The 26,328-nt window shown below is 67.5% G+C and carries 25 protein-coding genes; 12 read left to right on the top strand and 13 right to left on the bottom strand.

The features are described 5' to 3' along the window. Window positions 1-45: 45 nt before the first annotated feature. The 6 genes from rapZ to tpiA all read left to right on the top strand — a co-directional run bounded on the left by rapZ (window position 46) and on the right by tpiA (window position 6,293). Window positions 46-1,011 (top strand): RNase adapter RapZ, encoded by a 966-nt coding sequence (gene rapZ, locus IBX22_RS03730; protein WP_194813969.1) that lies wholly within the window; start codon window positions 46-48, stop codon window positions 1,009-1,011. Next, a complete protein-coding gene (yvcK, locus tag IBX22_RS03725) occupies window positions 1,008-2,054 on the top strand; it encodes a uridine diphosphate-N-acetylglucosamine-binding protein YvcK (RefSeq protein ID WP_194813968.1) in 1,047 nt (348 codons plus the stop codon). The genes rapZ and yvcK overlap by 4 nt, the downstream gene beginning before the upstream one ends. Beyond that, a complete protein-coding gene (gene whiA / locus IBX22_RS03720; RefSeq protein ID WP_194815555.1) occupies window positions 2,051-3,028 on the top strand; it encodes a DNA-binding protein WhiA in 978 nt (325 codons plus the stop codon). Before yvcK ends, whiA begins: the two co-directional genes overlap by 4 nt. A 236-nt stretch (window positions 3,029-3,264) precedes the next feature. Further along, the gene (gene gap / locus IBX22_RS03715) at window positions 3,265-4,284 is read left to right on the top strand and encodes a type I glyceraldehyde-3-phosphate dehydrogenase (RefSeq protein ID WP_194813967.1); all 1,020 of its coding nucleotides are present in this window, start codon (window positions 3,265-3,267) and stop codon (window positions 4,282-4,284) included. Window positions 4,285-4,289: 5 nt separating this feature from the next. Next, window positions 4,290-5,504: a phosphoglycerate kinase gene (locus IBX22_RS03710; RefSeq protein WP_194813966.1), complete on the top strand. Its 1,215-nt coding sequence runs from the start codon at window positions 4,290-4,292 to the stop codon at window positions 5,502-5,504. 3 nt (window positions 5,505-5,507) lie between these two features. After that, a complete protein-coding gene (gene tpiA / locus IBX22_RS03705) occupies window positions 5,508-6,293 on the top strand; it encodes a triose-phosphate isomerase (RefSeq protein WP_194813965.1) in 786 nt (261 codons plus the stop codon). Window positions 6,294-6,366: 73 nt separating this feature from the next. Here tpiA and IBX22_RS03700 read toward each other — a convergent pair whose 3' ends face one another. Together IBX22_RS03700 and IBX22_RS03695 are read right to left on the bottom strand one after the other, a co-directional pair. Further along, entirely contained in the window at window positions 6,367-7,203 is an 837-nt protein-coding gene (locus IBX22_RS03700) for an META domain-containing protein (protein WP_194813964.1), read from the bottom strand. Between the two features lie 92 nt (window positions 7,204-7,295). After that, window positions 7,296-8,708, bottom strand: a complete 1,413-nt coding sequence (locus IBX22_RS03695; protein WP_228538165.1) for a lipase family protein — start codon at window positions 8,706-8,708, stop codon at window positions 7,296-7,298. Window positions 8,709-8,892: 184 nt separating this feature from the next. On the opposite strand from IBX22_RS03695, the gene IBX22_RS03690 reads away from it, so the two are divergent. Both IBX22_RS03690 and IBX22_RS03685 read left to right on the top strand, forming a co-directional pair. After that, the gene (locus IBX22_RS03690) at window positions 8,893-9,558 is read left to right on the top strand and encodes a TetR/AcrR family transcriptional regulator (protein ID WP_194813963.1); all 666 of its coding nucleotides are present in this window, start codon (window positions 8,893-8,895) and stop codon (window positions 9,556-9,558) included. Between the two features lie 10 nt (window positions 9,559-9,568). Beyond that, window positions 9,569-10,195, top strand: a complete 627-nt coding sequence (locus IBX22_RS03685; protein WP_194813962.1) for a hypothetical protein — start codon at window positions 9,569-9,571, stop codon at window positions 10,193-10,195. Here the strand turns inward: IBX22_RS03685 and IBX22_RS03680 are convergent. Then, a complete protein-coding gene (locus tag IBX22_RS03680) occupies window positions 10,173-10,583 on the bottom strand; it encodes a hypothetical protein (RefSeq protein WP_194813961.1) in 411 nt (136 codons plus the stop codon). The two genes, IBX22_RS03685 and IBX22_RS03680, sit on opposite strands and share 23 nt — an antisense overlap. 118 nt (window positions 10,584-10,701) lie before the next feature. After that, window positions 10,702-10,998 carry a hypothetical protein gene (locus IBX22_RS03675; protein ID WP_194813960.1) on the bottom strand — a complete coding sequence of 99 codons (297 nt, stop codon included), beginning with the start codon at window positions 10,996-10,998 and terminating at the stop codon, window positions 10,702-10,704. A 99-nt stretch (window positions 10,999-11,097) separates the two neighbouring features. On the opposite strand from IBX22_RS03675, the gene IBX22_RS03670 reads away from it, so the two are divergent. Then, entirely contained in the window at window positions 11,098-12,699 is a 1,602-nt protein-coding gene (locus IBX22_RS03670; protein WP_194813959.1) for an MFS transporter, read from the top strand. Between the two features lie 60 nt (window positions 12,700-12,759). Then, window positions 12,760-12,993 carry a preprotein translocase subunit SecG gene (gene secG / locus IBX22_RS03665; protein WP_194813958.1) on the top strand — a complete coding sequence of 78 codons (234 nt, stop codon included), beginning with the start codon at window positions 12,760-12,762 and terminating at the stop codon, window positions 12,991-12,993. 101 nt (window positions 12,994-13,094) lie between these two features. On the opposite strand, the gene IBX22_RS03660 is transcribed toward secG, so the two are convergent. After that, window positions 13,095-13,943, bottom strand: coding sequence for an SDR family NAD(P)-dependent oxidoreductase (locus IBX22_RS03660; RefSeq protein ID WP_194813957.1), 849 nt, complete (start codon window positions 13,941-13,943; stop codon window positions 13,095-13,097). A gap of 23 nt (window positions 13,944-13,966) precedes the next feature. Between IBX22_RS03660 and IBX22_RS03655 the strand changes: the two genes are divergently transcribed. After that, entirely contained in the window at window positions 13,967-14,983 is a 1,017-nt protein-coding gene (locus tag IBX22_RS03655; RefSeq protein WP_194813956.1) for an alpha/beta fold hydrolase, read from the top strand. A gap of 74 nt (window positions 14,984-15,057) precedes the next feature. Further along, window positions 15,058-15,657, top strand: a complete 600-nt coding sequence (locus tag IBX22_RS03650) for a hypothetical protein (protein WP_194813955.1) — start codon at window positions 15,058-15,060, stop codon at window positions 15,655-15,657. 82 nt (window positions 15,658-15,739) lie between these two features. Here the strand turns inward: IBX22_RS03650 and IBX22_RS03645 are convergent, their stop codons facing one another. From IBX22_RS03645 to tkt, 8 genes are all read right to left on the bottom strand, one after another. Next, on the bottom strand, window positions 15,740-16,213 hold the full coding sequence (locus IBX22_RS03645; RefSeq protein ID WP_194813954.1) for a hypothetical protein: 474 nt from the start codon (window positions 16,211-16,213) through the stop codon (window positions 15,740-15,742). Between the two features lie 94 nt (window positions 16,214-16,307). After that, window positions 16,308-18,728 carry a thiamine pyrophosphate-dependent enzyme gene (locus IBX22_RS03640; protein WP_194813953.1) on the bottom strand — a complete coding sequence of 807 codons (2,421 nt, stop codon included), beginning with the start codon at window positions 18,726-18,728 and terminating at the stop codon, window positions 16,308-16,310. A gap of 112 nt (window positions 18,729-18,840) precedes the next feature. Next, window positions 18,841-19,263: an ASCH domain-containing protein gene (locus IBX22_RS03635; protein ID WP_309234408.1), complete on the bottom strand. Its 423-nt coding sequence runs from the start codon at window positions 19,261-19,263 to the stop codon at window positions 18,841-18,843. A 407-nt stretch (window positions 19,264-19,670) separates the two neighbouring features. Then, complete coding sequence (gene pgl / locus IBX22_RS03630) at window positions 19,671-20,414, bottom strand: 6-phosphogluconolactonase (RefSeq protein ID WP_194813951.1); 744 nt, start codon at window positions 20,412-20,414, stop codon at window positions 19,671-19,673. After that, window positions 20,407-21,315: a glucose-6-phosphate dehydrogenase assembly protein OpcA gene (gene opcA, locus IBX22_RS03625; protein WP_194815553.1), complete on the bottom strand. Its 909-nt coding sequence runs from the start codon at window positions 21,313-21,315 to the stop codon at window positions 20,407-20,409. The genes pgl and opcA overlap by 8 nt, the downstream gene beginning before the upstream one ends. Then, window positions 21,312-22,868, bottom strand: coding sequence for a glucose-6-phosphate dehydrogenase (gene zwf / locus IBX22_RS03620; protein WP_194813950.1), 1,557 nt, complete (start codon window positions 22,866-22,868; stop codon window positions 21,312-21,314). The genes opcA and zwf overlap by 4 nt, the downstream gene beginning before the upstream one ends. A 5-nt stretch (window positions 22,869-22,873) precedes the next feature. Continuing rightward, entirely contained in the window at window positions 22,874-24,004 is a 1,131-nt protein-coding gene (tal, locus tag IBX22_RS03615; protein WP_194813949.1) for a transaldolase, read from the bottom strand. Between the two features lie 5 nt (window positions 24,005-24,009). After that, on the bottom strand, window positions 24,010-26,151 hold the full coding sequence (gene tkt / locus IBX22_RS03610) for a transketolase (RefSeq protein WP_194813948.1): 2,142 nt from the start codon (window positions 26,149-26,151) through the stop codon (window positions 24,010-24,012). Window positions 26,152-26,328 lie beyond the last annotated feature (177 nt).

The following is a 26,328-nucleotide window of genomic DNA, read 5'->3' as shown; positions in this document are numbered from 1 at the left end:
GTACGGGATGATCGAGAGGCACCCTAGACACAGATCCGGTAGGACATGACACGCGTCGAATCGAACAGCACTGCGGGCGGCCCCCGGTCGGCCGCCGATTCCGGCGCGCCTATATCCGGTTTGCAGCAGGTCGAGGTTGTCATCGTGACCGGTCTGTCCGGTGCGGGCCGCGGTACCGCGGCCCGGGTACTGGAGGATCTGGGCTGGTACGTCACCGACAACCTGCCGCCCGAGTTGATCGGCCGCATGGTCGAACTCGGCACCTCCGCCGATCCCCCGATCCGCCGATTGGCCCTGGTCATGGACGTGCGCAGTCGCTTCTTCACCGGCAATCTCTCGGTCGTCACCGAAGAGCTGCGGGCGCGCGGCGTGCGCACCCGCATCCTGTTCCTGGAAGCCTCCGACGACGTCCTGATCCGCCGTTTCGGTTTCGCGCGGCGCCGGCATCCGTTGCAGAGTGAGAGCTCCGACGGCACCTTGTCCGCGGGCCTCGCCTCGGAACGGATTCGCCTGTCGACCGTGAAAACCGCGGCCGACCTGGTCATCGATACATCGGAATTGTCGATCCACCAATTGCATCGCAAGCTCGAGGAGGCCTACGGCGGCGGGACACCCGCCGCATTGCAGCTGACCGTGCAGTCCTTCGGCTTCAAATACGGGGTTCCGCTGGACGCAGACATGGTGTTGGATGTGCGTTTTCTACCCAATCCGCATTGGATACCGGAACTTCGGGAACATTCGGGACAGGAAGCGGTGGTCAGCGAGTACGTGCTGTCGCGCCCCGGCGCGGCCGACTATCTGCGTACGGCGCACCACCTGGTCGACCTGACGACGAACGGTTACCGCCAAGAGGGGAAGCGATACATGACGGTGGCAGTGGGCTGCACCGGAGGCAAGCACCGCAGCGTGGCGATAGCCGAGGCGCTCGGAGAACTGATGGGCGCGCAATTCGACGAGTCGGGCGAGTCCGACGTCGTGCGCGTGGTGCATCGGGATCTGGGGCGCGAATGACTGGCTGGGAATCCAATCCCGCCATCGTGGCGCTAGGCGGCGGGCACGGACTGTATGCGACCTTGACCGCGGTGCGGCGGCTGACCCGCAAGATCTGCGCGGTCGTCACCGTGGCCGACGACGGCGGTTCCTCCGGCCGGCTACGTGCCGAACTGGGCGTGCTACCCCCGGGTGATCTACGAATGGCGTTGGCGGCCTTGGCAGCTGACCCGGAAGGCGTCTGGACGCAGTCGATCCAGCACCGCTTCGGCGGCACCGGCGCGCTGGCGGGCCATTCGGTCGGCAATCTGATCCTGGCGGGCCTGACCGAGGTGCTCGGCAATCCGGTGGACGCGCTCGACGAACTCGGGAAGGTGCTCAAGGTGACCGGCCGGGTCCTGCCGATGTCACCCATCGCTCTCGATATCGAAGCGGATGTGTCTGGGCTGGAAGCGGATCCGCGCGTCAGCCGCTGCATCCGCGGCCAGGTCGCGGTCGCCACCACGCCGGGCAAAGTGCGCCGCGTGCGTTTGATCCCGTCGGATCCGCCCGCGAGCCCGGAGGCCACCTCCGCCATCGAACACGCGGATGTCGTTGTGCTGGGCCCGGGTTCGTGGTTCACCAGCGTGATCCCGCATGTGCTGGTCCCCGAATTGCGGGACGCGCTGGTCTATACCCGTGCGCGCAAGGTACTGGTGCTGAACCTGGCCGCGGAGCCGGGCGAAACGGCGGGGTTCTCCGCCGAACGTCATCTGCATGTATTGTCCCAGCACGCACCGGAATTCGTGGTCGACGAGGTTTTGGTCGATTCGGGCTCGGTGCCGGAAGGCCGAGAGCGCGAACATGTGGCCAGGGCTGCCGAACAGTTGCGGGCGCGAGTAACCTTTTCCGATGTCGCCGAAGCGGGAACCGACCGGCATCACCCCGGAAAGCTCGCCGCCGCACTGGATCAGCTGATCCGGCAACCTCGGCCGCAAAAGGCAGGGCTTCGAGTCGAAGGACGGCACATGGGCGCGGATGTGCGGTCCGGGTTGGGTGGAAAGGAGCGCGTCTCGTGGCAATGACAGCCGAGGTGAAAGACGAGCTGAGCAGGCTCACCATTTCACAGGTGAGTTCCCGCAAAGCCGAACTGTCCGCGCTGCTACGTTTCGCCGGAGGCCTGCATATCGTCGGCGGCCGGGTGATCGTGGAAGCCGAAGTGGACATGGGCTCCATCGCACGACGGCTCCGCCGGGAAATCTTCGAGCTTTACGGCTACGGCTCCGACGTGCACGTGCTCGGTGCGGGCGGTCTGCGTAAGACCTCCCGCTACGTGGTGCGCGTGTCCAAGGAGGGCGAGGCGCTGGCGCGCCAGACCGGGCTGCTCGATGTGCGCGGCCGTCCGGTGCGCGGGCTGCCCGCCCAGGTGGTCGGCGGCAGCATCGCCGACGCCGAAGCCGCTTGGCGCGGAGCGTTTTTGGCGCACGGCTCGCTCACCGAACCCGGTCGTTCCTCGGCGCTCGAGGTCAGCTGCCCCGGTCCCGAGGCGGCGCTCGCGCTCGTCGGCGCCGCCCGGCGGCTCGGCATCACCGCCAAGGCCCGTGAGGTGCGCGGCACCGACCGCGTCGTGGTGCGCGACGGTGAGGCCATCGGCGCCCTGCTGACCCGCATGGGCGCGCAGGACACCAGGCTCACCTGGGAGGAGCGCCGGATGCGCCGCGAGGTGCGCGCCACGGCGAACCGCCTGGCCAACTTCGACGACGCGAACCTGCGCCGTTCGGCCCGGGCCGCGGTCGCCGCCGCAGCGCGTGTGGAACGCGCGCTGGAGATCCTCAGCGACGACGTGCCGGATCATTTGGCCGCCGCCGGCAAACTGCGCGTCCAGCACCGCCAGGCCTCCCTGGAGGAGCTCGGCCAGCTCGCCGACCCGCCGATGACGAAAGACGCTGTGGCGGGCCGCATTCGACGCTTGCTGTCGATGGCCGACCGGCGCGCCAAGGAACTCGGCATTCCGGACACCGAGTCCGCCGTCACCGCCGAATTGCTCGACGAGGCCTGACAATTTCGGACAAATCCGCCGCTCCGGGACCTCTCGGAGCGGCGGATTTGTCGTATCCGCTACCAGCGAAAGTCCTGATGCCAGCGGCATTCGCGGTCCGCGAACGTCCAGCGTCGGCGGTGCCGCGCGGGGCGGGGGACTCACAACGGCAGGTGCATGTCGGAGAGGTGGTGCCTGGGCATTAGTGTGGTTGGGGCATCGGAATGTATCCCGCTTGAAAGCTGAGGAGCGATAAATTGACTGTCCGGGTAGGTATCAACGGTTTCGGTCGTATCGGACGCAACTTCTTCCGGGCGGTGGAGGCGCAGAAGGCGCTCGGCACCACCGACATCGAGATCGTGGCGGTCAACGACCTCACCGATAACGCGTCCCTGGCAACTCTGCTGAAGTACGACTCGATCCTCGGCCGCCTGCCGCAGGACGTCTCGCTCGACGGCGACGACACCATCGTGGTCGGCGATCAGCGGATCAAGGCCCTGGCCATCAAGGAAGGCCCGGCGGCGCTGCCCTGGGGCGACCTGGGCGTCGACGTGGTCGTCGAGTCGACCGGTATCTTCACCGACGCGACCAAGGCGAAGGGCCACCTCGCGGCCGGCGCCAAGAAGGTCATCATCTCCGCGCCCGCCAAGGGCGAGGATCTGACCGTGGTGATGGGCGTCAACGACAACCAGTACGACGGCAGCCAGAACATCATTTCCAACGCCTCGTGCACCACCAACTGCCTCGGCCCGCTGGCGAAGGTGCTCAACGACACCTTCGGCATCGAGCGTGGCCTGATGACCACGATCCACGCCTACACCCAGGATCAGAACCTGCAGGACGGCCCGCACAGCGACCTGCGTCGCGCCCGCGCCGCCGCCCTGAACATCGTGCCCACCGGCACCGGTGCCGCCAAGGCCATCGGCCTGGTGCTGCCCGAACTGCAGGGCAAGCTGGACGGCTACGCGCTGCGCGTGCCGGTCCCGACGGGCTCGGTCACCGACCTCACCGTGACCCTGGCCAAGTCGGCTTCCATCGAGGCGATCAACGCCGCGTACCAGGCCGCCGCCGAGGGTGCGCTGAAGGGCTACCTGAAGTACAACGTGGACCCGATCGTGTCCAGCGACATCGTCACCGACCCGCACTCCTGCATCTACGACGCGCCGCTGACCAAGGTCATCGACGATCAGGTGAAGGTGGTCGGCTGGTACGACAACGAGTGGGGCTACTCCAACCGTCTCGCCGACCTCATCGGCCTCGTCTCGAAGTCCCTCTGACGCGCATGACAGTCAAGACTCTTCAAGACCTGCTGAACGAGGGCGTCGAAGGCCGGGGCGTGCTGGTGCGCTCCGACCTCAACGTGCCGCTCGACGACAACGGCGCGATCACCGATCCGGGGCGCATCATCGCCTCGGCGCCGACCATCCGCGCGCTCGCCGAGGCGGGCGCCAAGGTCGTGGTGACCGCGCATCTGGGCCGCCCCAAGGGCGCGCCGGATCCGAAGCTCTCGCTGGCGCCCGTCGCCGCGCGGCTGAGCGAGGAACTGGGCCGCAATGTCCAGTTGGCCGGTGACGTGGTGGGCCAGGACGCGCTCGCGCGTTCCGAGGGCCTCACCGACGGTGACGTGCTGCTGCTGGAGAACATCCGCTTCGATGCGCGCGAGACCAGCAAGGACGACGCCGATCGGCGGAAGCTGGCACATGCGCTGGTCGAGTTGGTCGGCGACGACGGTGCGTTCGTCTCCGACGGTTTCGGTGTGGTGCACCGCAAGCAGGCCTCGGTCTACGACGTGGCGACGCTGCTGCCGCACTACGCCGGTGGCCTGGTCGCCGCCGAAGTAGAGGTGTTGCGGAAGCTGACCACCGACACCGAGCGCCCGTACGCGGTCGTGCTCGGCGGCTCGAAGGTGTCGGACAAGCTGGCCGTCATCGAGGCGTTGGCTCCCAAGGTCGACACCCTGGTGATCGGCGGCGGCATGTGCTTCACCTTCCTTGCCGCACAGGGCCTTTCGGTCGGTTCCTCGCTGTTGCAGGAGGAGATGATCGATACCTGCAAGAAGCTGCTCGACGACTGGGCCGATGTCATCCACCTGCCGCGCGACATCGTGGTGGCGGACAAGTTCGCCGCCGACGCGGATTCGAAGGTGGTGCCCGTCAACGAGATTCCGGACGGCTGGATGGGTCTGGATGTGGGCCCGGAGTCGGCGGACCGTTTCGCGGCGCTGCTGACCGAGGCGAAGACGGTGTTCTGGAACGGCCCGATGGGCGTGTTCGAGTTCGAGAACTTCGCCGCCGGCACCCGCGGAGTCGCCGAGGCGATCGTGAAGGCCACCGGCAAGGGTGCGTTCACGGTGGTCGGCGGCGGCGACTCGGCCGCGGCGGTGCGTGCGCTCGGCCTGCCCGACGACGGTTTCTCGCACATCTCGACCGGTGGTGGCGCGTCTCTGGAATACCTGGAAGGCAAAGAGCTGCCCGGTATTTCGGTTCTGGAGGACTGATCAATGGCACGTAAACCGCTCATCGCGGGCAACTGGAAGATGAACCTCAACCACCTCGAGGCCATCGCCCTGGTGCAGAAGATCGCCTTCGCGTTGCCGGAGAAGTACTTCGCCAAGGTCGACGTCGCGGTCATCCCGCCGTTCACCGACCTCCGCAGCGTGCAGACCCTCGTCGAGGGCGACAAGCTGCTGCTCACCTATGGTGCGCAGGATGTTTCGGTGCACGAGTCGGGCGCCTATACCGGCGAGATCAGCGGGGCCATGCTGGCCAAGCTGGGCTGCAGCTTCGCGGTGGTCGGGCACTCCGAGCGCCGGCAGTACCACAGCGAGGACGACGCCACGGTGCTGGCGAAGGCCAAGCAGGCGCTGAAGCACGGGATCACGCCGATCGTGTGCATCGGTGAGGGCCTGAACATTCGCGAGGCGGGCACGCACGTCGAGTACAACCTCGAGCAGCTGCGTGGCTCGCTGAAAGGCCTGACGGCGGAGGAGATCTCGAAGATCGTCATCGCCTACGAGCCGGTCTGGGCCATCGGCACCGGCAAGGTGGCCTCGGCCGCCGACGCGCAGGAAGTCTGCGGCGCGATCCGCAAGGAGCTGGCCGAGCTGGCTTCGGCGGAGGTCGCCGCGGGTGTCCGGGTGCTCTACGGCGGTTCGGTGAACGCCAAGAACGTCGGCGAGCTGGTCGGCCAGACCGATATCGACGGCGCGCTCGTCGGTGGCGCTTCGCTCAAGGGTGACGAGTTCGCCACCCTGTCCGCGATCGCCGCGGGCGGCCCGCTGCCCTGATCGGCGGCAGTTGACTGGATCGGCCCGGGACCGCGTTGCGGTTCCGGGCCGATTGCTGTGCAGGGCAGGGTGATTACGGCTCCGCGCGCAGGACCAGGCCGTTGCCCTCGGCGTTCTTCAGGGTGAGGATGTCGGCGTCGATGGTGAGGGTCACCGTGCCGGTCAAGGCCTTCAGCACGCCGGCCTCCACTTCCATCACGTCCGGCTGGCAGACCATCCTGGTGGTACCGAAATCCTTGCCGTTGAATTCGATGGTGTTCCCGGCGGCGGACTTCGTGATCGGGGCTTTGCCGCTGAATTTGTTGCAGCCGGCGCTGCCCGATATGCCGTTGTCCCGCAGCGCCAGGGTGGGCTTGGATTCGTCGATCGCGACCGAGGCGATCCGGGCGTCCGGGGTGATGATCTGGGTGACCCGCCACACGGTGTGCTCGAGCGGCTTGTCCGGGGTGGCGATCTTCTTGTCCAGCAGGATGACCGTCTGATCCTGATTCTTCAGGGTCAGCGTACTGTCCTTCAGCTCCCAGGAAGGCGCGGAGGCCAGCAGGCCGCCCATCCACTCGTCCGCGCGGGCGCGGTCGCCTTCGCAGCCCATCAGGGTGGTCGCGAGCTGGCCCGCGGTGAGTGTGTTGTTGTCCAAGGTGACCGGCGCGGACCCGGTGTTGCAGCCCGCGGTCACGCTGACCCGGCCGTCTTCGGTGAAGGTGAGGGTGAGCGGCCCGCCACCGGGAATCTGCGGCCCCTGCACCTCTTTGGAGATGTAGGTGTGCCCCGTCGGGGTCGGCGGCACCGCCGTCTCGGCCGGGGTGGGGCTGGGGGTCGGGTCGGCGGCGTCGCTCCCGCCGCTGTCGCATGCGGCCGTGGCACAGGCGAGCAGCAGGATCGGAACGAATCGCAGGAGTTTGACCGACATGTGCGCGATGCTACCGACGCCACCGCCCCGGCGGCGACGACTCGCGGTCGGACGGCATGCCGGAGAGCGCGATCCGGCATGCCGTGTGCCGCTCAGACCGGCATGCCCAGCGCCGAGGCCAGGGTCTGCCCGAGGGCGTGGACGACGGCCGCGAAGGCGCCCGGGTCCAGGATCTGCAGCGGGACATCCCGATTGGTGCAGCCCTGCGGAGCCGGGATGCCGTTGAGCCGGTCGTTGAGCCACAGTACGGCCGAACCGGCGCCGGAGACGGCCGCGATGCCGTGTTCGCTGATCAGCTCGCGGGTGTAGAAGACGCTGGCATTGGGGTCCTTGCAATAGGTGTCGTAGGTCCGGTTGACCGCGTTCACCGGCATGACCTCGTCCAGTGGCGCCTCGTAGATGTAGATCGGGGCGCGGGGTGTGCCGCGGTGGCCGAGGGTCAGTTCGTCGAGCACGTGCTGGATCTCCGGTGCGCGCATCGGGTCACCGGGGTAGTCGAACAGGCCCTTGATGTTGACGAACGGGAATCCGGCGAATTGCAGTGTCACACACTGGCCTTCGTGCACCACCCGCACGGCCTTGCCGAACGGGTTCATGTATCGGTCGATGAAGGCGTTGACCTCCGGGTATTCCCGCGCGACACCGAACAGCCCGCCCAGCACGGCACCGCCGAAGGTGGAGGTGCCGTTGTTGTAGTCGACCGCCATGCGGATGTCGGCCAACAGGCCACCGGAGGCCGAGCCGACCAGGTTCAGTTCCGGCGCGTATTCGGCGTGCAGTTCCGCGGCGTGCGCGGTCGGGATGGCGCCGCCGGAGTAGCCCCACATGGTGGTGCGCGTGGCTGTCCCAGGCAGACCGGCCGGCTCGAAGTTCTGGGCCGCGCGGATGCCGTCGAGAGTGATGCGGGCGCCGAGTGGACCGGCCGCGTAGGCGGCGCTGGGGCCTTGATGATCGGGGACCACCACCGCGTGTCCCAGTTGCAGCATCGCCTGCACCTCGATGAACTCCGCGCCGATCACCGGGTTCAGCGGGTTCGGCATCGAACCCATCTGCAGCGTGTAGGAGGGTGCGCAGTTGATGGACAGCGAATCCTCGGCGAACTGGAACGAGACCAGTCCGCGCTGTCCGCTGGGCGCGGGGCGGTGCGGCACGATGACGGTCGCGACCGCCGGGATCGCCTCGCCACGGGTGTTGGTGCTGCGGTAGGAGACCTGCCAGGCGTTGGTGTTGAGCGGGATGAGCCAGAAGTTGGCGAGATTGACCTGCCGGGCGGACAGGATCTCGCCGGGCTGGGCCGCGGCGACCTTGGCCGGATCCGGGTTGTAGAACGCCGGATCGAGGTACGGCGGCGCGGGCGGCATCGGGAACGGCAACGCGGGCGCTACCGGAACTGGTTGCGCGGCAGCGTTATTGGCCATTACCGGACATATCGCGATGGTCAAGCCCGCGGTCATGGCCAGGCAAACCCGGGTGACCTGCCGGCCCCGCGCGGTGGTCGTTCTCATGCAGATACTCCTCGACGAATCCGCTGGGCTGACCTGTTGAGCGCCACGCCGCGCGGTTGCTCCAAAAAGGGAGCAGCTATTTCCTAACTGGCGTCCCAGACTGTAAAGCGCGGCTGCGTCCTGTGTCAACGGTCACCCCACCCGGCTTTTGTAACGGCCGGAGTCCCGTGCAGGATGGTCAGCCATGACCCCGAGCGCCGAGCGCGCGCAGCCCGCGGAGCGCCCACCGGCCGGCTCCCAGCGTCCGCGCCGCACCCAGTCCGAACGCCGGGCCGCCACCGTGGCCAAGCTCGTGGACGCCACCATCGCGGCCATCGGCGAGGTCGGCTATCAGCGCGCCACGGTGCAGGAGATCTGCGGCCGCGCCGGGCTTTCCGTGGGCGCGATGTTCCGCCAGTTCGACAGCCGCCTCGACCTGATCGTGCGCACCTCCGAGGAAATCATCGCCCGCCAGATCGCCGCCTTCGGCGCGGTCATGGAACAGCTGGGCAGCCAAGAGAATTCGCTCGACACCGCCCTGCGCTTCCTGCGCGACGCGCAAGCCAACAACCTCACCCACGCCCTGCGCGAGATCTACCTGGCGGCACGTTCGGACGCCGAACTGCGCACCCGGATCGCGCCGAACGTCGAGAACTACTACGAGCGCATCGTCTCCGAAGTCGAGCGCACCCGGGTGCTCGCTCGTTTCCCGCAGGACAAGCGTGAACCGCTGTTCTTCCTTGTGCTGCACCTGTTCTCGGGTCAGGCGGTGGTGCGCGGGGTAGTTCCGAACTCGGCGATGGATGACGCGGTGCTGGCTCTCATCGAGGAGCTGCTCGTCGCCTATGCCGAAAAGGGCTCCGGCGCATAGGCTTAACCCAATGAGGTTGTGGACGTTGCAGGCGCCGGAGGTTGTCGAAGCGCTCCGGTCCACCGGCAGTCATCGGGCCGATTGGGACCTGGTGACCCCGAACTGGCGGCCCGCTTTTGCGGACATGGTCGGCGAGATGCGCCGCCGCGGCATCGATTGCGCTGCGGCCCCGCCGATCTGGTGCTGGCGCGGGCGTGCGCGGCAGCGGCGTGCCGTGCGGTCGACAGCGAATTTGCTACTCGGGTACCACGAGTGGGCCCACGGCCGCTGGCTGATCAAGCTGAACGTGCCGGACAACCAGATCCTGGCAACCTCTTACTCGGCCTGGAACGACTACCTCGGATTTCGCGGCGGCTACGACACCGAGCTCGTCGAAGGCCCGCACCGGATGGATTGGACGCCACGCTGCCAATCACGTTGGGACGAACTGCAATACGCGATCCCGGAACTGCGCACCGACTGGGTTGTCCGCGCCCGCCAATACCCGCCGGACGCCGACACGATGGCCCAGATCATGGCCGATCCCTATTGCCGCGAGATATTTCAACGGCGTCAGGAGGACGGACCCGATCTCGTGCCGCATTCGGAAAGCCCGGCGCGGCCGAGTGATTCGGTCAGGGCAGTACGTCGACGATGACGCGGGGGTCGAGCTCGCGGAGCTTGTCCGGGCGGTCGGTGAGGCAGGACCAGCCGCGGTTGACCGCTTCCAAGGTGACGTGGCCGGCGGTGACCATGGTGTCGGCGTCGCGGCGGCCGAGCAAGGTCGCGCCCACCTGTCTACTGGCCGGGCCGTCCAGCCCGCGGATGACGGTGTTCGGTAGATCCAGCAGCGCGGACAGGATGTCGTGGCGGCGCACCGGGATCAGGGCGCGGGCCGCAACCAGCGCTGTCACCGGGACGAGCAGGGTGTTGCCCGCTTCCGAGGTGGTCCACACCACGGATTGCGCGTACATGACGCGATGCGCCCAGGCGGTCAAAGCCGCGGTATCGAAAACGACGCCGCTGAGTTCACTCCGGTCGGTCACGACTGCGCCTCGCTAGCGCTCGGCTCCGTCGTGCCCAGGGCACGCTGGCCCATGGCTCGCTCGCTCACGTACGCCTCGCATGCCGCCCCCGCGGCTCTCATCCCCCGGTCGGGCGCCCTCACGCGGCACCGGGACGGCGCTCGTCGAATTCCTTCTGCGACAACGGAGGCAGGCCCTGCATCGCCCGGGCCCGATTGATCATTTCTAAGGGCGGTGGCCCGCCGATCACCTCTTCGACCTTGGCGAGCGCTTCCACCCGGTCCATCTCGGCGCGATCCATCCGCGCCTTCACCGAATCCGCCACATACGCGGAGACCGAAGTGATCTGGCCGCGCTCGCGCCAAAGATCCAGTGTGGCCGCAATTTCCTCGGGAAGGGTGATCGTCACCTTCCGGGTTTTGCGCTCCGCCGTCATGGCGTGATTCTAACGTCGACATGCCTCTGAGCGGGGCGGTTGCGGAGGGTTACCGCAGTGTTCTCCCGGCGCTCGCGGGTGGCTGCCGGGACCGGCGATATGCTCACCCGAGTGACCACTGCCGACGCGATGACTCCCATCTCCACCTGGGCACCTCTGCGCTCGCGGATCTATCGGTCGCTGTGGATCGCGCAGCTGGTTTCGAACCTCGGCACCTGGATGCAGACCGTCGGTGCGCAGTGGATCCTGGTCGACGAGCCGAACGCGGCGGCGCTGGTGTCGTTCGTGCAGACCGCGATCACGTTGCCGGTGATGATGCTGGCGATTCCGTCCGGCGTGATCGCTGATCTGGTGGATCGGCGCAGGTTGTTGCTCGGTGCGCAGTCGACGATGGCGGTGCTGGCCGCGGTGCTGGCGGTGGCGACGGCGACCGGTCATACGACGCCCGGCGTGCTGCTGACGCTGCTGTTCCTGATCGGGTGCGGGCAGGCGCTGACCGGTCCGGCGTGGCAGGCGATTCAGCCGGAACTTGTTGCGCGCGAGCAGATACCGGCCGCTTCCGCGCTCGGCAGTATGAACATCAATATCGGGCGGGCGGTGGGACCCGCGGTGGCCGGTGTGCTGGTGTCGCTGTCCGGGCCCACGCTGGTGTTCGCGTTGAACGCGGTCTCGTTCGCCGGGATCGTGGCAGTGCTCGCGGTGTGGAAGCGACCGGCGACCGCGCGCAAGCTGCCGACCGAACGGCCGCTGGCGGCGTTGCAGGCGGGCACCAGGTTCATCCGGGCTGCGCCCGCGATCCGGCGGGTGTTGCTGCGGTCGATCCTGTTCATCGCGCCCGCGAGCGCGCTGTGGGCGTTGCTGCCGGTGATCGCGCGCGACGAGCTGGGACTGTCGTCGTCCGGGTACGGCCTGATGCTCGGTGCGCTCGGGCTCGGGGCGGTGCTCGGCGCGCTCGGGCTGTCGCGGATCCGGGCGCTGCTGACGCCGACGCAGCGGTTGACGGCGGCGGCGGTGCTCTTCGGTCTCGCCTCGGCAGGCGCGGCGGTTCTGCACAGTGTCCCGCTCGTGCTGGTGCTGCTCGTCGGCGCCGGGCTGGCCTGGCTGCTGGCCATGTCGACGATGAACGCGACCATGCAGTTGCTGCTGCCCGGGTGGGTACGGGCGCGCGGGCTGTCGGTGTATCTGCTCGTGTTCATGGGCGGGCAGGCGCTCGGATCGCTGATCTGGGGTCTGGTCGCGCACGAGCTCGGGGCGGTATCCGCGCTGCTCATCGCTTCCGCATTGCTCGCCTGCAGTGCGATCAGCAGCGTCTGGTTGCCGATCCGGCACAACGCCGAGGAAGTGGACCTGACCCCGTCGGCGTACTGGCCGGACCCGGAGCTGGTTTTCGAGCCCGATCCGGAAGACGGCCCGGTCTTGGTGCTGCGCAGCTACGACGTGCCAGCCGAGAACGCCGACGACTTCCTCGCCGCGATGGTGTTCGTGGGCCGGTCCCGGCAGCGCACGGGTGCGATGGAGTGGCGGCTGTACCGGGACGTCGGCGTCCTGGACCGCTACGTCGAAGCGTTCGTGGTCCGATCCTGGGCCGAGCACATGCACCAGCACCAGGAGCGGCTCACCGCCGCCGACTTCCTGCGCGAGCAAGAAGTGTCGCGCTACACCGTCGGCGACGACCAGATCACCCACCTGGTAGCCGTCTAGTCGCACCGCCCGGCCGGGCCGATTAGGGGGCTGGGGGCGGCACCCCATACACTGATCGCCATGCGGATGTTCCTGGATATCCTCCTTATCGCCACCAGCGTGCTGCTGGTGCTCTTGGTGTTGCTGCACCGCGCCAAGGGCGGAGGCCTGTCCAGCCTTTTCGGTGGCGGCGTGCAATCGAGCCTCTCGGGCTCCACCGTCGTCGAGAAGAACCTCGACCGATTGACGATCTTCACCGGTCTGATCTGGTTGATTGCGATCCTGGGCATCGGCCTGGAGATCAAGTTCGCCTGAGCCTGCGCCTCTGGGGCCGAGGAACGGTTCCGGAGACGAAGCACGGTCGGAAGACATAGCGAAGTTCGAGGCGCGGCATAGCCGCGCCTCGCTTCGTGCGATCAGTCGGCGCGGGGTATGCGGCCGTCGATGTCGGTGAAAGAGTAGGCGTCGGCTAGGTCGGCTACTCGGAAGGCGTTGCCGGTGCGGGACTTTCGGTTCGGGTCCGTTGCCAGGGCTACGACGGCGCGGCCGGGGAAGCGTGGGGTTTCGGCTTCGGCCAGGTCGTAGGTGGCTTCGCCGGGGAGGGTGATGAGGCGTTTGCCGTCGGTGTCGGCCGGGACCAGTTGCAGGAGTTCGGTGTCGACGATGCCGGGCCAGAGCGAGACGACGGTGACGCCGGTGTCGGCGAGGTTGTGGGACATGTCGGCGGTGAGGCGGTCCAGGGCGGTTTTCGCGACGCCGTAGACGGCGTTGTGCATGTAGCGTTCGGCGCCCGGGGACGAGATGTTGACGATCAGGCCGGCCGCTTCGATCAGTAGCGGGGCCGCGAAATAGCTTGCGGCGTAGTGGGATCGGACACCCACGTCGAAGGTTTCGTCCCAGGCCTTGGGCGGCACTTCCCAGAACGGTTTGCCGAGCCACCGGGCGGCGGCGGGGGAGTTGTAGACGTTGTTGACGAGGACGTCGAGTCTGCCGTGCTCGGTCTGGACCTGCTCGAAGAGCTGTCGCACGGCGTCGTCGTCGCGGTGATCGCAGACGACCGGGACACCCGTGCCGCCGAGTTCGTCGATCTGCGCGGCGGTTTCGGCCACCGTGCCGGGGAGCCGGCCCGCGGTCGCCGTGCGGCCGGTGACGTACACCGTCGCGCCCGCCGCGCCGAGTTCCAGGGCGATGCCCTTGCCGATGCCGCGGCTCGCGCCGGTGACCACCGCGATCTTTCCGTCGAGCCTTTGCGCTATTCCACTCACGACTCCGAGACACTACCGTGAAAATGAGAACACGTTCTAGGTTTGGAGGCAGCGTGGTTGCAGAGCAGGGACCGGCCCATCGGTTCGTGGAAACCGACGGTGGGCGGTTGCATGTGGTGGAACAGGGCGAAGGGCATCCGGTGGTCTTCTGCCACGGATTCCCGCATACCTGGTACATGTGGCACCGGCAACTGCCGGCCGTCGCGGCCGCCGGGTTTCGCGCTATCGCGCCGGACCTGCGGGGTTACGGCCGCACCGAAGTCCCCGACGATCCGGACGCCTACACCAACCGCGCGGTGATCGGGGATCTGCTGGCGCTGCTCGACGACATCGGGGCCGAGAAGGCGGTTTTCGTCGGCCTGGACTTCGGCGCACAACTGGTGTGGGAGCTGGCGTTGCGGGCTCCGGAACGGGTCAGCGGCCTCATCGTGCTGAACAACCCGTTCGCGCCCCGCCCGCCGAAAGCCCCGTCGGAGCTGTGGGCGCGGGCGGCGAAACGGCACTTCCTGCACCTGGATTACTTCCAGCAGCCGGGTCCCGCCGACGCCGAGCTGGCCGCGAACCCGAAGGCATTCCTGGAACGCGTCTACTTCTCGCTCAGCGCCGACTACCACTACCTCGACACCTGGCAGCATCCGGCCGAAGGCACCGGGTACCTCGATGTGCTCCCGGAGGCTCCGGCGCTGCCGTGGCGCTGGTTCTCGGAAAGCGATATCGACACCCTCGCAGCCGAATTCGACCGCACCGGCTTCACCGGCGGCCTGAGCTGGTACCGCGCCCTGGACCGCAACTGGGAACTCACCGCCGACTACGCCGACGCGAAAGTCACCGTCCCCGCCTACTTCATGTACGGCGACCGCGACCCCGACATGGAGGGCTTCAGCGGCCGGGACCCGTTGGGCACCATGCAGGCTCACGTCCCGAACCTGCGTGAGGTCACCAAGATCTCCGACGCCGGTCACCTGGTCCAGCTGGAACGCACCGACGAGGTGAACACCCTGCTCATCAGCCACCTGCACGATCTGCTCCAGGACCAGTAGCGGCCGTCGAAAGGGCTGTAGCTCATAAGGTTTCGATAAGCGAATCTGTCGGTGGGGCCGGATACTGTCGCGCCATGAGTTACAGCCTGAGCCTCTACCTGGTCGATCTCGCCACCGTCCGCTCCGCGATCGGGTCCAAGGACGACAAGCTGCGACGCATGATGGGCGGGCGCTTCAAAACCCAGTTCGCCCATTCCGACGAGTACTGGTCCAGTGAGATCGCGGAGGGCGCGCCGACGAAGTACGAGGCGGTCCGGGCAGTGATCGACGGCGGCCCGTTCGACGACTCGTACGCATATCTGTACGGCTATGCCTACCAAGCGATCTGCGAATTCCACGGCCGGTTCCTGGACAACAGCTCCTTCAGCCCGTTCCGCAGCGGTTGGCTCGAACTCGTCGACGAAGGCATGGTGGCGCTCGGCCTGGACGCCCGAATCAGCGACTTCTGGTACGGCAGCCTGCCCGCCGAACTGCCCCGCCCGGACTTCGTGCCCTGCTACGGCGAATGGACCGCCGACGAGTGCACGAAACTCCTGGAGCAGTGGGCGGCAACAACTCCTGAGCAGTACGCCGACCTGGACCCCTACGTCATCGAAGCCATCGAGTCCTGCGTCGGTTGGGCCCGCGCAGCCCGCGCCAAACCAGGCGCAGGCATCGCGGGCTTCTTCTTCTGAGCGTCCTCCGCGCACAAGATCATCAGGACCTCATGGCGGAGCTACACGCACATTGCCGCCACCAATGCCTGATGATCTTGAATTACTGGTATTCGCTGGCGAGGGGAGGGTAGTCGGACCAGCTGGGGAGGGGCTTGCCTTCGAGGTAGGCGGTGAGGCGGTCCAGGAGGTACTGCCAGCGGGGGCCGATGTCGGGGGCGTCGGCGGGGCAGAGGTGGCGGCGGACGAGTTCCAGGTTCGTGAGGACGCCGACCTGAGTGAGGTGCAGTTCGAGAATGCAGCCGTCGAGGTGGATGACGAGTTCGTGCGGGGCGACGCAATGGTCCACACGGATAGCGAGGGGGCCGGGGACGGGGCCTTCGAGCAGTTCGACGGTGAGGTTGCCGTTGCCGCCGGCGACGGGGCCCAGCCAGCGCGACAGCTGGCCGCGGTCGGTGCAGGCGGACCAGACATCGAGCACCGGCAGGCGGAAGGACCGCAGGTAGTGCAGCAGGACGAGGTCGGCATCGCGATCATGCTCGGGACGCACTTCGCCGAGCGTGGACATCGTGGTCATGCGGCTGTCCTTTCCCTGCGGGGCCGTGGCTCGTCCACTGTATTTCCCGTGCGTGGCAGGTGAATCCGAAACACGCCAAACGAGCACGCGTGCCTTATTCGGCGAGGAGTTTGCCCGCCGCGGTCTCGATGGCGGCCTCGTCGAGCAGCACGGTGGCGGCGGCCGGGCCCAGCGGAATGAAACTGTCGGCGCTGGTGACGCGCGCGATGCGACCCTCGAAACCGGCGTCGATCAGGGCGGTGCAGACCGCTTCGGAAACACCTCCGCTGCGGCGGGTTTCGTCGGCGACCAGCACGCGGCCGGTGGCGCGGGCGTGCTCGAGCAGGTCATCGATGGGGAGCGGGGCGAGCCAGCGCAGATCCAGGATGCGGGTGCCGTGGCCGTGCTCGTGCAGGCGGTGCGCCACGCGCAGACTCATCGGAACACCGTTGCCGAAGGTGACGATGGTGAGATCGTCCCCGTCACCGTAGACGCGGGCACTGCCGAGCTCGACATGCTCATCACCGATCGGGGCGGGCCAGGCGTCGTCGCCGGTGTGCAGGTCACGGGTGTGATAGAGGGCGATGGGCTCGACGAAAACGCACACACGCCCGTCGACTCGGGCGGCCGACACGCACGTGCGCAACATGGCGGCGGCATCATCGGCACGCGACGGAACGGCAAGCACCAGACCGGGGATATCCCGCAGCACCGCAAGGGAATTGTCGTTGTGGAAGTGCCCGCCGAACCCCTTCTGATAGGCCAGCCCGGCGATCCGCACCACCATCGGGTTGCGGTAGCGGCCGTGCGAGAAGAACGACAGGGTCGCCGCCTCGCCCCGCAGCTGATCCTCGGCATTGTGCAGGTAGGCGAGATATTGGAGCTCCGGGATCGGCACGAAACCCGCGAGTCCCGCACCGAGCGCGGTGCCGAGCACGCTCTGCTCGTCGAGCAGGGTATCGAAGACGCGCCGCGCCCCGAACTGCTTTTGCAGCCCCTTGGTTACACCGTAGACGCCGCCTTTCCGGCCGACGTCCTCGCCGAAAACCAGTACATCGGGGTTACCTTCGAGGAGGGCGGCGAGGGTCCGATTGATGGCCTGCGCCAAGGTCATTCGGGTGTCACCACCGGAGCTTGCGACGTCGTCGGAGCCCGACTGCGGCTGCGAGGCCGCCTGCTCCTGCCCCGGCTCTCGGTCAATGGTCAGCGGGGTTGTCCGGGGCAACTCGTGGTTGAAAGCATTGTCGCGCGGCTGAGGTGTGTCGGCCGGGGTGTGGTCCGGGTCAGCGGACTCGAGGGCCGCAGCTGCCGTCTGCCCTACGCCGCCGGAGGTGGAAGCGGGACTTCCGGCGGTTACCGCACCGGGCGATCCCGCAGGTTGCGCTCGACGGGTGGTGCGGGACTCGGCCGATCGCAGAACGTCGGCGCGCACCTCCTCGGGATGTGAGGGTGCCAGCGGGGCGGTCACGCCAGCGCCGGAGGTCAATTTCGGTTCCCGCCAGACCGATTCGGCGATAGCGGTGACTCGGTGGGCGATGTCGTCGTAGCGGGCGAGGATCTGCTCCGGAGTGGCGATGCCCGCGGCGACGAGCATACGGCCGGTCGCGAGTACCGGGTCACGCTCCAGGTCGGCGGCGATTTCGGCCGGTCGCCGGTAGGCGGCCTCGACATCGGAGCCCGCGTGACCCAGCAGCCGCACCGTCCGCAAACGCAGGAACGCGGGTTTGCGCTGTTCCCGAACCCATTGCGCGGCAGCGGAAGCCGTGGTGAGTGTGTCGATCAGATCGCAGCCGTCGGCATAGAAGTACTGCAATCCGAGCCGCACTCCGTAGGCCTGCTCGATCCAGTCCGGGGGAGTCGGCACGCTGATCCCGATCCCGTTGTCCTCGCACACGAACAGGATCGGCATCGGAACACCTTGGTGTGCGGTATGAATCGCGGTGTTGATAGCCCCCACCGCTGTCGAATGATTTGCCGAGGCATCCCCGAAGCTACAGAGCACCACCGAATCCGCGGGCCACTCATTCGAAATCCCGAGCCGTGCAGCCCGTTCCAATGCGAACGCCAACCCCACGGCTCGCGGTAGATGCGAAGCGATGGTCGAGGTCTGCGGGATGATATTCGCCGGTTTGCTCCCGAAAACCTTGTGCCGCCCTCCGGAAATCGGATCAGCCGCCGCCGCAACCACTCCCAGCAACACATCCCGAATCGGATCCAGCTCAGGAACCTGCCGGCACCGTTGCACGAAGAACGCCCCGGACCGATAGTGCAGCAATGCCGGGTCGCTCACCCGCAGCGCCGCCGCCACTGCCGCATTCCCCTCATGCCCCGACGACCCGATGCTGTAATAACCGCGCCGCTGCACCCCCAACTTCCGCGCCGCCAGATCCAGATGCCTACTCGCAGCCTGCGATTCGAACAGCTCCAGGAGTTCACCCCCGCTGAACCCACCCCGATCGCCCGCCCCCGCACTCGGCGTCAGCGCCGAGATCGCGGCCCGAAACCGCCCATCCAGATCGACTCGCTGCTCGGTCATGCAGCGATCATTGCCGACAAACGCCGTCCGAGTCACCAGATTCCACGCCGATTCCTCGAAAAAATCCCGACCGGTGCGAATTCAGCCGAAAGATTTCCGGTGGCGCCGGGGCTCAGCCCGACCGCACCACCCGGAACCGCTCTGCGACCACCAGCGTTTCGTCATCGACAGTGAACTCCGGGTTCCCTAGCGCCTTCCGCATCTTCGCGCTGTGCCAGAACCGCTCATGTCCGGTCCGCCACTCCGCGACCGAGCCATATCCCTCGCCCTCGTCGAGCGCGTGCTGCAGGTCGACCGCGCCGAGCGGCAACACCCGCACGTCCGTCACCTCGATCACCGCGACCTCGCGGCCGTCGGAATCGATGAGCCCCGAGCGTTCGCCGATCACCGGGAGTTCCTCCCGCGCCGCCTCGTAGTCGGCGAGCAGCCCGGTTGTCGAGACCTTCTCGCCGGACAGGACAGCCGCAACCAATTGATCGCGCAACGGCCCTGGAAAGGCGAGCAAGAACGGTTTGCGAGAGTTGCTGCTGGACACGTCCACAGTCTGGCAGCTCATTCCGTCAGAGGCCCGCCAATGCTTTCACAGATCTTGTTGATGCTTCACACCCCTGCCAGGAGGTCTTGTATCCGCACATTCTCGTCACCGCCTCGATGCCGCGGTCGCTGTCGCGCTGGCCGGAGCCGTCGCCTGGTTGCTGCGCAGCCGCCCGCGGTGGCCTCCGGAGCCACCGCGGATCGGTTACTCGCGCAATGGTTCTCCGCAGCCGGTCAGCGTCGACGGCCGCGGCGAGGCCTAGGTTCCGGCCCCGCCGTTGGCCTCCGGGATCAGCGGCTGATCGGCGGGGAGTGGTCAGCGAAGGATTCGATCAGGCTCGCGCCGCTGTCGGCCTCTATGTTCATGGTTTGGAGGCCGTTGGCAGCGTGGATGACAGGACTGGCCGGCTACCCGAGGTCCGCGGCCGCGTCCTTGTCGAGGAGCCAGGTAGTCGACTCCGTGCCCTGCGCACCGGCAGCTGGGATGTCGACGGCCTTGGCGCCAGCGATAGCGGCGGCGACGGCTTCGGCCTTAGCGGCTCCGCCGACAACCAGCACGACGTGGCGCGTGCGGCGGACAGCGGGCAGCGTCAAGGTGACGCGGACCGGTGGGGGTTTCGGCGAATTCGTCACCGCGACAACGAGTTCGTGGTCTTCGCGGACCGCGTCGGTGTCGGGGAACAGGGAGTTGACGTGGCCTTCGCCGCCCATACCGAGCAGGTGGAGGTCGAAGGAGCCGTGTTCGGCGAGGTGGGCGTGGACGGCGGCCGAGTACTCGGCGGCGGCCTCGATCGGGTCGGGGTATTCGCCGTCGGAGGAAGCGACCGGATGGACGCGGGACGGGGTGACCGGGACATGGTCGAGGAGGGCTTCGCGGGCTTGGAGTTCGTTGCGTTCCGGGTCCGCGGCGGGGACGAAACGTTCGTCACCCCAGAAGATGTCGAGTTTGGACCAGTCGATCGTGCCGGGGGACTTGCGGACCCGTTTGAGCAGGCCGATGCCGGTGCCGCCGCCGGTGAGGACGACGGAGGCGGAGCCGCGGGCGGCTTGGGCCGCCACGACGACCTCGACGAAGCGGACGGCGGCCGCGGCGACCAGCGCTTCGGTGTCGGGGTGAACTTCGACGGTGTCGGCGGGGGTGCGGTCAGTCATAGATCACCTTCTCGATTCCGGCGAGGGCCTCGACGTAGATCTCGTCGGCATCCAGGCGACGCAGTTCTTCGGCGAGGCAGTCGCGGGTTTCCCGGCGGGCCAGGGCAATTCGCTGATCGGGGTCGCCGGTGCGGGTCAGGGTGGCGGTGCGGCCGTGCTGGGGGCGCTGGATGGCGATGGACACCGAGGAGCGGTGCAGTTCCACCCGGAGCTCACCGGTCTGGCGATGCACCGGGCAGCCGAGCCGCCCGGCCAGCCAACCGGCCAGCATGTCCAGCGCCGGTTCCTCGCGCAGGCCGGAGATCGTCACGTTCTCGATCGGCTCGAACGGCGGCTGGTCCAAGGCTGCGGTCAGCAGCGCCCGCCAGTAGGTGATCCGGCTCCAGGCCAGGTCGGTGTCGCCGGGCGCGTAGGAGTCGAGCCGCTTCTTGATGGTGTCCTGCGGGTCCGGCGCGAAGGTGGCGTCGGTGATGCGGCGGGTCGCCAGGCGGCCCACCGAATCCTTCGACGGGAACTCCGGCGCCCCACGCGGCCACCAGGCGACCACGGGAGTGTCGGGCAGCAGGAACGGGATCACCACACTGGATTCGTGGTTGATCAGCTCGCCCTGCAACCGCAGCACGATGACCTCGGCCGCGCCCGCGTCGCCGCCGACACGGATCTGCGCGTCCAGCTTGGTCGGCGCCTCCCGGTCGCCGCGCGCCAAAACCACCACGCGGCAAGGATGTTCGCGGCTGGCGTCGTTGGCGGCGTCGATCGCGTCTTCGGCTTCGGAGCTGTCCAAGGTGCACACCACGAGGGTGAGCACCCGGCCCATGGTGATGACACCGTTGCTTTCGCGCAGCTGCACCAGGCGCTTGGTGACCGCGCCGGTGGTGGTGTCGAGCATGTCGACGATCACGGGCGCCGCCATTCCCGGCCGGTGCGCTCCAGCATCTCGTCGGCCGAGGACGGACCCCAGGTGCCCGCCTCGTAGGACTCCGGTTTACCGCCCGCGGCCCAGTGATCGATCACCGGATCGAGGATGCTCCAAGACAATTCGACCTCCTCGTTCACCGGGAACAGCGACGGCACCCCGAGCAGCACATCGAGGATGAGACGTTCGTAGGCCTCGGGGGAGGACTCGGTGAACGCTTCGCCGTAGCTGAAATCCATGTTGACGTCGCGCACCTCCATGCTGGATCCGGGCACCTTCGAGCCGAATCGCATGGTGATGCCCTCGTCCGGCTGCACCCGGATGACGAGTGCGTTCTGGCCGAGTTCCTCGGTCATGGTCTGATCGAAGGGCAGGTGTGGTGCGCGTTTGAACACGATCGCGATCTCGGTGACCCGGCGCCCCAAGCGTTTTCCGGTGCGCAGGTAGAACGGCACCCCGGCCCAGCGGCGGGTGTCCACCTCGAGGGTGATCGCGGCGTAGGTCTCGGTGCGCGACTGCGGGTCGAAACCCTCCTCGTCGAGCAGCCCGACCACGTGCTCGCCGCCCTGCCAGCCCTCGGAATACTGTCCGCGCGCGGTCGTCTCATCAAGGGGCGCAACGAGTTTGGTTGCCGAGAGCACCTTGATCTTCTCGATCTGCAACTGCTTGGGCTGGAAGCTGATCGGCTCTTCCATCGCGGTGAGCGCGAGCAACTGCAGCAGATGGTTCTGGATGACGTCGCGTGCGGCGCCGATGCCGTCGTAATAGCCCGCGCGCCCGCCCAATCCGATGTCCTCGGCCATGGTGATCTGGATATGGTCGACGTAGTTGGCGTTCCAGATCGGGTCGAACAGCTGGTTCGCGAAACGCAACGCCAGCAGGTTCTGCACCGTCTCCTTGCCGAGGTAGTGGTCGATGCGGAACACCGTCTCCTCGGGGAACACCCCGTTGACCAGTGTGTTCAGTTCGACGGCGCTCTTCAGATCGTGCCCGAAGGGCTTCTCGATCACCACCCGCCGCCACGGCTCGCGCCCGTTGGCGACCGGCCCGGGGCCGTGGGCCAGCTTGTGCTCGGAGAGCTGATCGAGCACCACCGGGAACATGTCCGGCGGAATCGACAGATAGAAGGCGTGATTGCCGCCGGTGCCGCGTTCCTTGTCCAGCTGTGCCAGCGTTTCGGCGAGCTTGGCGAAGGCCGCGTCGTCGTCGAAACTGCCCTGCACGAAACGGAACCCTTCGGCCAGGTGATCCCAGACCTCCTGGCGAAACGGCGTGCGCGCGTGCGCTTTCACCGCGTCGAGCACGACCTGCGCGAAATCCTCCTGCGCGTAATCGCGCCGCGCGAACCCGACCAGCGCGAAACCTGGGGGCAGCAGCCCCCGGTTCGCCAGGTCGTAGATGGCCGGCATCAGTTTCTTCCGGGACAGATCGCCGGTGACCCCGAAGATCACCATGCTGCACGGGCCCGCGATGCGCGGAACCCGCTTATCCCGCTCGTCACGCAGCGGGTTCTTGCTGACCTCTGCTGTGCCGGCCATCGTTGTCAGTTACTCCCTGCTCCACGCAGTTCTTCGGCGGTGGCGGTAAGCAGCTCTTCCCAGGACTTCTCGAACTTCTCCACGCCTTCGCGTTCGAGCACGCGGAACACGTCGTCGAGGTCGATGCCGACCGCGGTGAGCTTGTCGAAGACCGCCTGCGCCTCGTCCGCGGTGCCGCTCATGGCGTCGCCGCGGGTCTCGCCGTGATCGGCGAAGGCCTCGAGGGTCTTCTCCGGCAACGTGTTCACCGTGTTCTTCGCTACCAGTTCGGTCACGTAGAGGGTGTCGGAGTAATCCGGGTTCTTCACACCGGTCGACGCCCACAGCGGCCGCTGCCGGTTGGCGCCGGAGGAGGCCAGGTGCGAGTAGGTGGAGGTGTGCTTGCCGCCGTCGAACACGTCCTGGTACTCGGCGTAGGCGAGGCGGGCGTTGGCGACACCGGCCTGGCCGCGCAGCTCGAGCGCCTCCGGGGTGCCGATCGCTTCCAGGCGCTTGTCGATCTCGGTGTCCACGCGGGAGACGAAGAACGAAGCGACGGAATGGATCTTGGCCGGATCGTGGCCCGCGATCTTGGCCTTGTTGATGCCGTCGAGGTAGGAGCCCATCACCGCGCGGTAGCGGGCGACGGAGAAGATCAGCGTCACGTTGACGCTGATGCCCTCGGCCAGCACCGCGGAGATCGCGGGCAGGCCTTCCTCGGTCGCGGGGATCTTGATGAACAGGTTCGGGCGGTCGACCGTCTTCCACAGGTCGATGGCCTGGGCGGTGGTCTTGTCCGCGTCGAAGGCGAAGCGCGGGTCGACCTCGATGGAGACCCGGCCGTCGACGCCGCCGGACGCCTCGTACACCCCGGCGAGCACGTCACAGGCCGAGCGCACGTCGTCGGTGGTGATGGTGCGGATCGCCGAATCCACGTCCGCGCCCTGTGCGGCAAGGTCTTTGACCTGCTTGTCGTAGGCGTGGCCCTGGCTCAGCGCGCCCTGGAAGATGGTCGGGTTGGTGGTGACGCCGACGACGCTGCGGGTGTTGATCAGCTCGGCCAGATTGCCGGACTGGATGCGGTCCCGGGAGAGGTCGTCGAGCCAGACGGAGACACCGGCCGCGGAGAGGGCGGCGAGATTCTCGTTCTGCGACATTGGTTCTATCCCTTCACGTTTTCGAGCGTGCGCTGCGCGGCAGCGACAACAGCTTCGGTGGTGATACCGAACTCGCGGAACAGGGTCTTGAAATCAGCCGAGGCGCCGAAGTGCTCGATCGAAACGTTCTCGCCCGCGTCGCCGGAGAACCGGTGCCACGGCATCGCGATACCGGCTTCGACCGTGACCCGCGCCTTGACCGAGGGCGGCAGCACCTCGTCGCGGTAGGCCTTGTCCTGCGCGTCGAACCACTCCACACACGGCATCGAGACCACGCGGGTGCCGATGCCCTGCGCCTCCAGCGTAGTGCGCGCGTCGACGGCCAGCTGGAGCTCGGAACCGGTGGCGATCAAGATCACCTGCGGGGTGCCGGTGGAAGCCTCGGCCAGCACGTAGCCGCCCTTCTTCACACCCTCGAAGCTGGTGCCCTCCTGGATCGGCAGATCCTGGCGGGTCAGCGCCAGCGCGGACGGGCCGTCCTGGTGCGGCATCTCCGAGACCGAGAAGTGCGAGGTGTGCTCGGCGGAATCCCGCTCGAGGATGGTGCGCCAGGCGTAGGTGGTCTCGTTGGCGTCGCCGGGGCGCACCACATTGAGGCCGGGGATGGCGCGCAGCGCGGCCAAGTGCTCGATCGGCTGGTGCGTGGGGCCGTCCTCGCCGAGGCCGATGGAGTCGTGGGTCCATACGTAGATCGCGGGCACCCGCATCAGCGCGGCCAGGCGCACCGCCGGGCGCATGTAGTCGGAGAACACCAGGAAGGTGCCGCCGTACGGGCGGGTCGGGCCGTGCAGCGCAATACCGTTGAGGATCGAACCCATGGCGTGCTCACGCACACCGAAGTGCAGGGTGCGGCCGTACGGGTTGGCCTTCCACATGCCGGTCGAGATCGACTCCGGGCCGAAGCTCGGGGTGTCGGGCATGGTGGTGTTGTTGGACTCGGCGAGGTCGGCCGAACCGCCCCACAGCTCCGGCAGCACCGGCGCCAGCGCGGCGAGCACCTTGCCGGAGGCCTTGCGGGTGGCCATGCCCTTCGGGTCCGCGTCCCAGGTGGGCAGGCTCTCGGCCCAGCCCTTGGGCAGATCCCGCTTGGCGAGCCGGTCGAACAGCTCCTTGTTCTCCGGGTTGGCCGCGGCCCACGCGTCGAACTGCTGCTGCCATTCCTTGTGCGCCTGCTGACCGCGCTCGATCGCCTTGCGGGTGTGCGCGATGACCTCGGGGGCCACGTCGAAGTTCTTCTCGGGGTCGAAGCCGAGGATCTTCTTGGTGGCGGCCACCTCGTCGGCGCCCAGGGCGGCGCCGTGTGCGGCGCCGGTGTTCATCTTGTTCGGGGCCGGGTAGCCGATGATGGTGCGCAGCACGATGATCGAGGGCTTGTCGGTCTCGGCCTTCGCGGCCGCGAGCGCCGACTCGATGGCGACTACATCCTCGCCGCCCTCGACGACCTGCACGTGCCAGCCGTAGGCCTCGTAGCGCGCGGCCACGTCCTCGGTGAAGGCGATGGTGGTGTCGTCCTCGATGGAGATCTTGTTGTCGTCGTAGATCAGGACGAGGTTGCCCAGCTGCTGGGTGCCCGCCAGCGACGACGCTTCGGAGGTCACACCCTCTTCCATGTCACCGTCGGAGGCGATGACATAGATGAAGTGATCGAACGGGCTGGTGCCGGGCGCGGCCGCCGGATCGAACAGGCCGCGCTCCCGCCGCGCCGCCATCGCCATGCCGACCGCGGAGGCCATGCCCTGGCCGAGCGGGCCGGTGGTGATCTCGACGCCGTCGGTGTGCCGGAACTCCGGGTGACCCGGGGTCAGCGAACCCCACTTGCGCAGGGTCTTCAGGTCTTCCAGCTCCAGGCCGAAACCGGCCAGGTACAGCTGGATGTACTGGGTGATGCTGGAGTGCCCGCAGGACAGCACGAAGCGGTCGCGCCCGACCCAGCTCGGGTCGCTGGGGTCGTGGCGCATGGTGCGCTGGTAGAGGGAGTAAGCGAGCGGCGCCAGGCTCATCGCGGTACCGGGATGACCGTTTCCGGCGTTCTGGATCGAATCGGCGGCCAGCACCCGTACTGTGTCGACGGCCTTGGTGTCCAGATCCGTCCAGTCGTCCGGGTGGTTCGGCTGAGTGAGGGCGCGGATGTCGTCTGTGACTGACACGACCGAGGTTCTCCTGACATTGGTTTCGTCGACAAGGGAGTGCGTCCACACCACCCTAGATGTGCCTCATGACCGGCATTGCGGTAACCCGCCTTACCGGCGGGTATTGACGACTACCGACCGGTCGAAACGCTCCTGCGCGCGGCTACCGGGCGGGGGCGCGAGCGGGAGCACCCC

Origin of the sequence: Nocardia sp. XZ_19_385 (assembly GCF_015355755.1) — a bacterium.
Lineage (GTDB): Bacteria > Actinomycetota > Actinomycetes > Mycobacteriales > Mycobacteriaceae > Nocardia.
Note: the sequence above shows the minus strand (reverse complement) of the source record. Positions and strands in the feature narration are given on the sequence as shown.

Coding starts and splice junctions, on each gene's coding strand:
- rapZ (WP_194813969.1), top strand. CDS start 46: ATGACACGCGTCGAATCGAACAGCACTGCGGGCGGCCCCCGGTCGGCC.
- yvcK (WP_194813968.1), top strand. CDS start 1,008: ATGACTGGCTGGGAATCCAATCCCGCCATCGTGGCGCTAGGCGGCGGG.
- whiA (WP_194815555.1), top strand. CDS start 2,051: ATGACAGCCGAGGTGAAAGACGAGCTGAGCAGGCTCACCATTTCACAG.
- IBX22_RS03710 (WP_194813966.1), top strand. CDS start 4,290: ATGACAGTCAAGACTCTTCAAGACCTGCTGAACGAGGGCGTCGAAGGC.
- tpiA (WP_194813965.1), top strand. CDS start 5,508: ATGGCACGTAAACCGCTCATCGCGGGCAACTGGAAGATGAACCTCAAC.
- IBX22_RS03700 (WP_194813964.1), bottom strand. CDS start 7,203: ATGTCGGTCAAACTCCTGCGATTCGTTCCGATCCTGCTGCTCGCCTGT.
- IBX22_RS03695 (WP_228538165.1), bottom strand. CDS start 8,708: ATGAGAACGACCACCGCGCGGGGCCGGCAGGTCACCCGGGTTTGCCTG.
- IBX22_RS03690 (WP_194813963.1), top strand. CDS start 8,893: ATGACCCCGAGCGCCGAGCGCGCGCAGCCCGCGGAGCGCCCACCGGCC.
- IBX22_RS03685 (WP_194813962.1), top strand. CDS start 9,569: ATGAGGTTGTGGACGTTGCAGGCGCCGGAGGTTGTCGAAGCGCTCCGG.
- IBX22_RS03675 (WP_194813960.1), bottom strand. CDS start 10,998: ATGACGGCGGAGCGCAAAACCCGGAAGGTGACGATCACCCTTCCCGAG.
- IBX22_RS03670 (WP_194813959.1), top strand. CDS start 11,098: ATGCTCACCCGAGTGACCACTGCCGACGCGATGACTCCCATCTCCACC.
- secG (WP_194813958.1), top strand. CDS start 12,760: ATGCGGATGTTCCTGGATATCCTCCTTATCGCCACCAGCGTGCTGCTG.
- IBX22_RS03655 (WP_194813956.1), top strand. CDS start 13,967: ATGAGAACACGTTCTAGGTTTGGAGGCAGCGTGGTTGCAGAGCAGGGA.
- IBX22_RS03650 (WP_194813955.1), top strand. CDS start 15,058: ATGAGTTACAGCCTGAGCCTCTACCTGGTCGATCTCGCCACCGTCCGC.
- IBX22_RS03645 (WP_194813954.1), bottom strand. CDS start 16,213: ATGACCACGATGTCCACGCTCGGCGAAGTGCGTCCCGAGCATGATCGC.
- IBX22_RS03640 (WP_194813953.1), bottom strand. CDS start 18,728: ATGACCGAGCAGCGAGTCGATCTGGATGGGCGGTTTCGGGCCGCGATC.
- pgl (WP_194813951.1), bottom strand. CDS start 20,414: ATGACTGACCGCACCCCCGCCGACACCGTCGAAGTTCACCCCGACACC.
- zwf (WP_194813950.1), bottom strand. CDS start 22,868: ATGGCCGGCACAGCAGAGGTCAGCAAGAACCCGCTGCGTGACGAGCGG.
- tal (WP_194813949.1), bottom strand. CDS start 24,004: ATGTCGCAGAACGAGAATCTCGCCGCCCTCTCCGCGGCCGGTGTCTCC.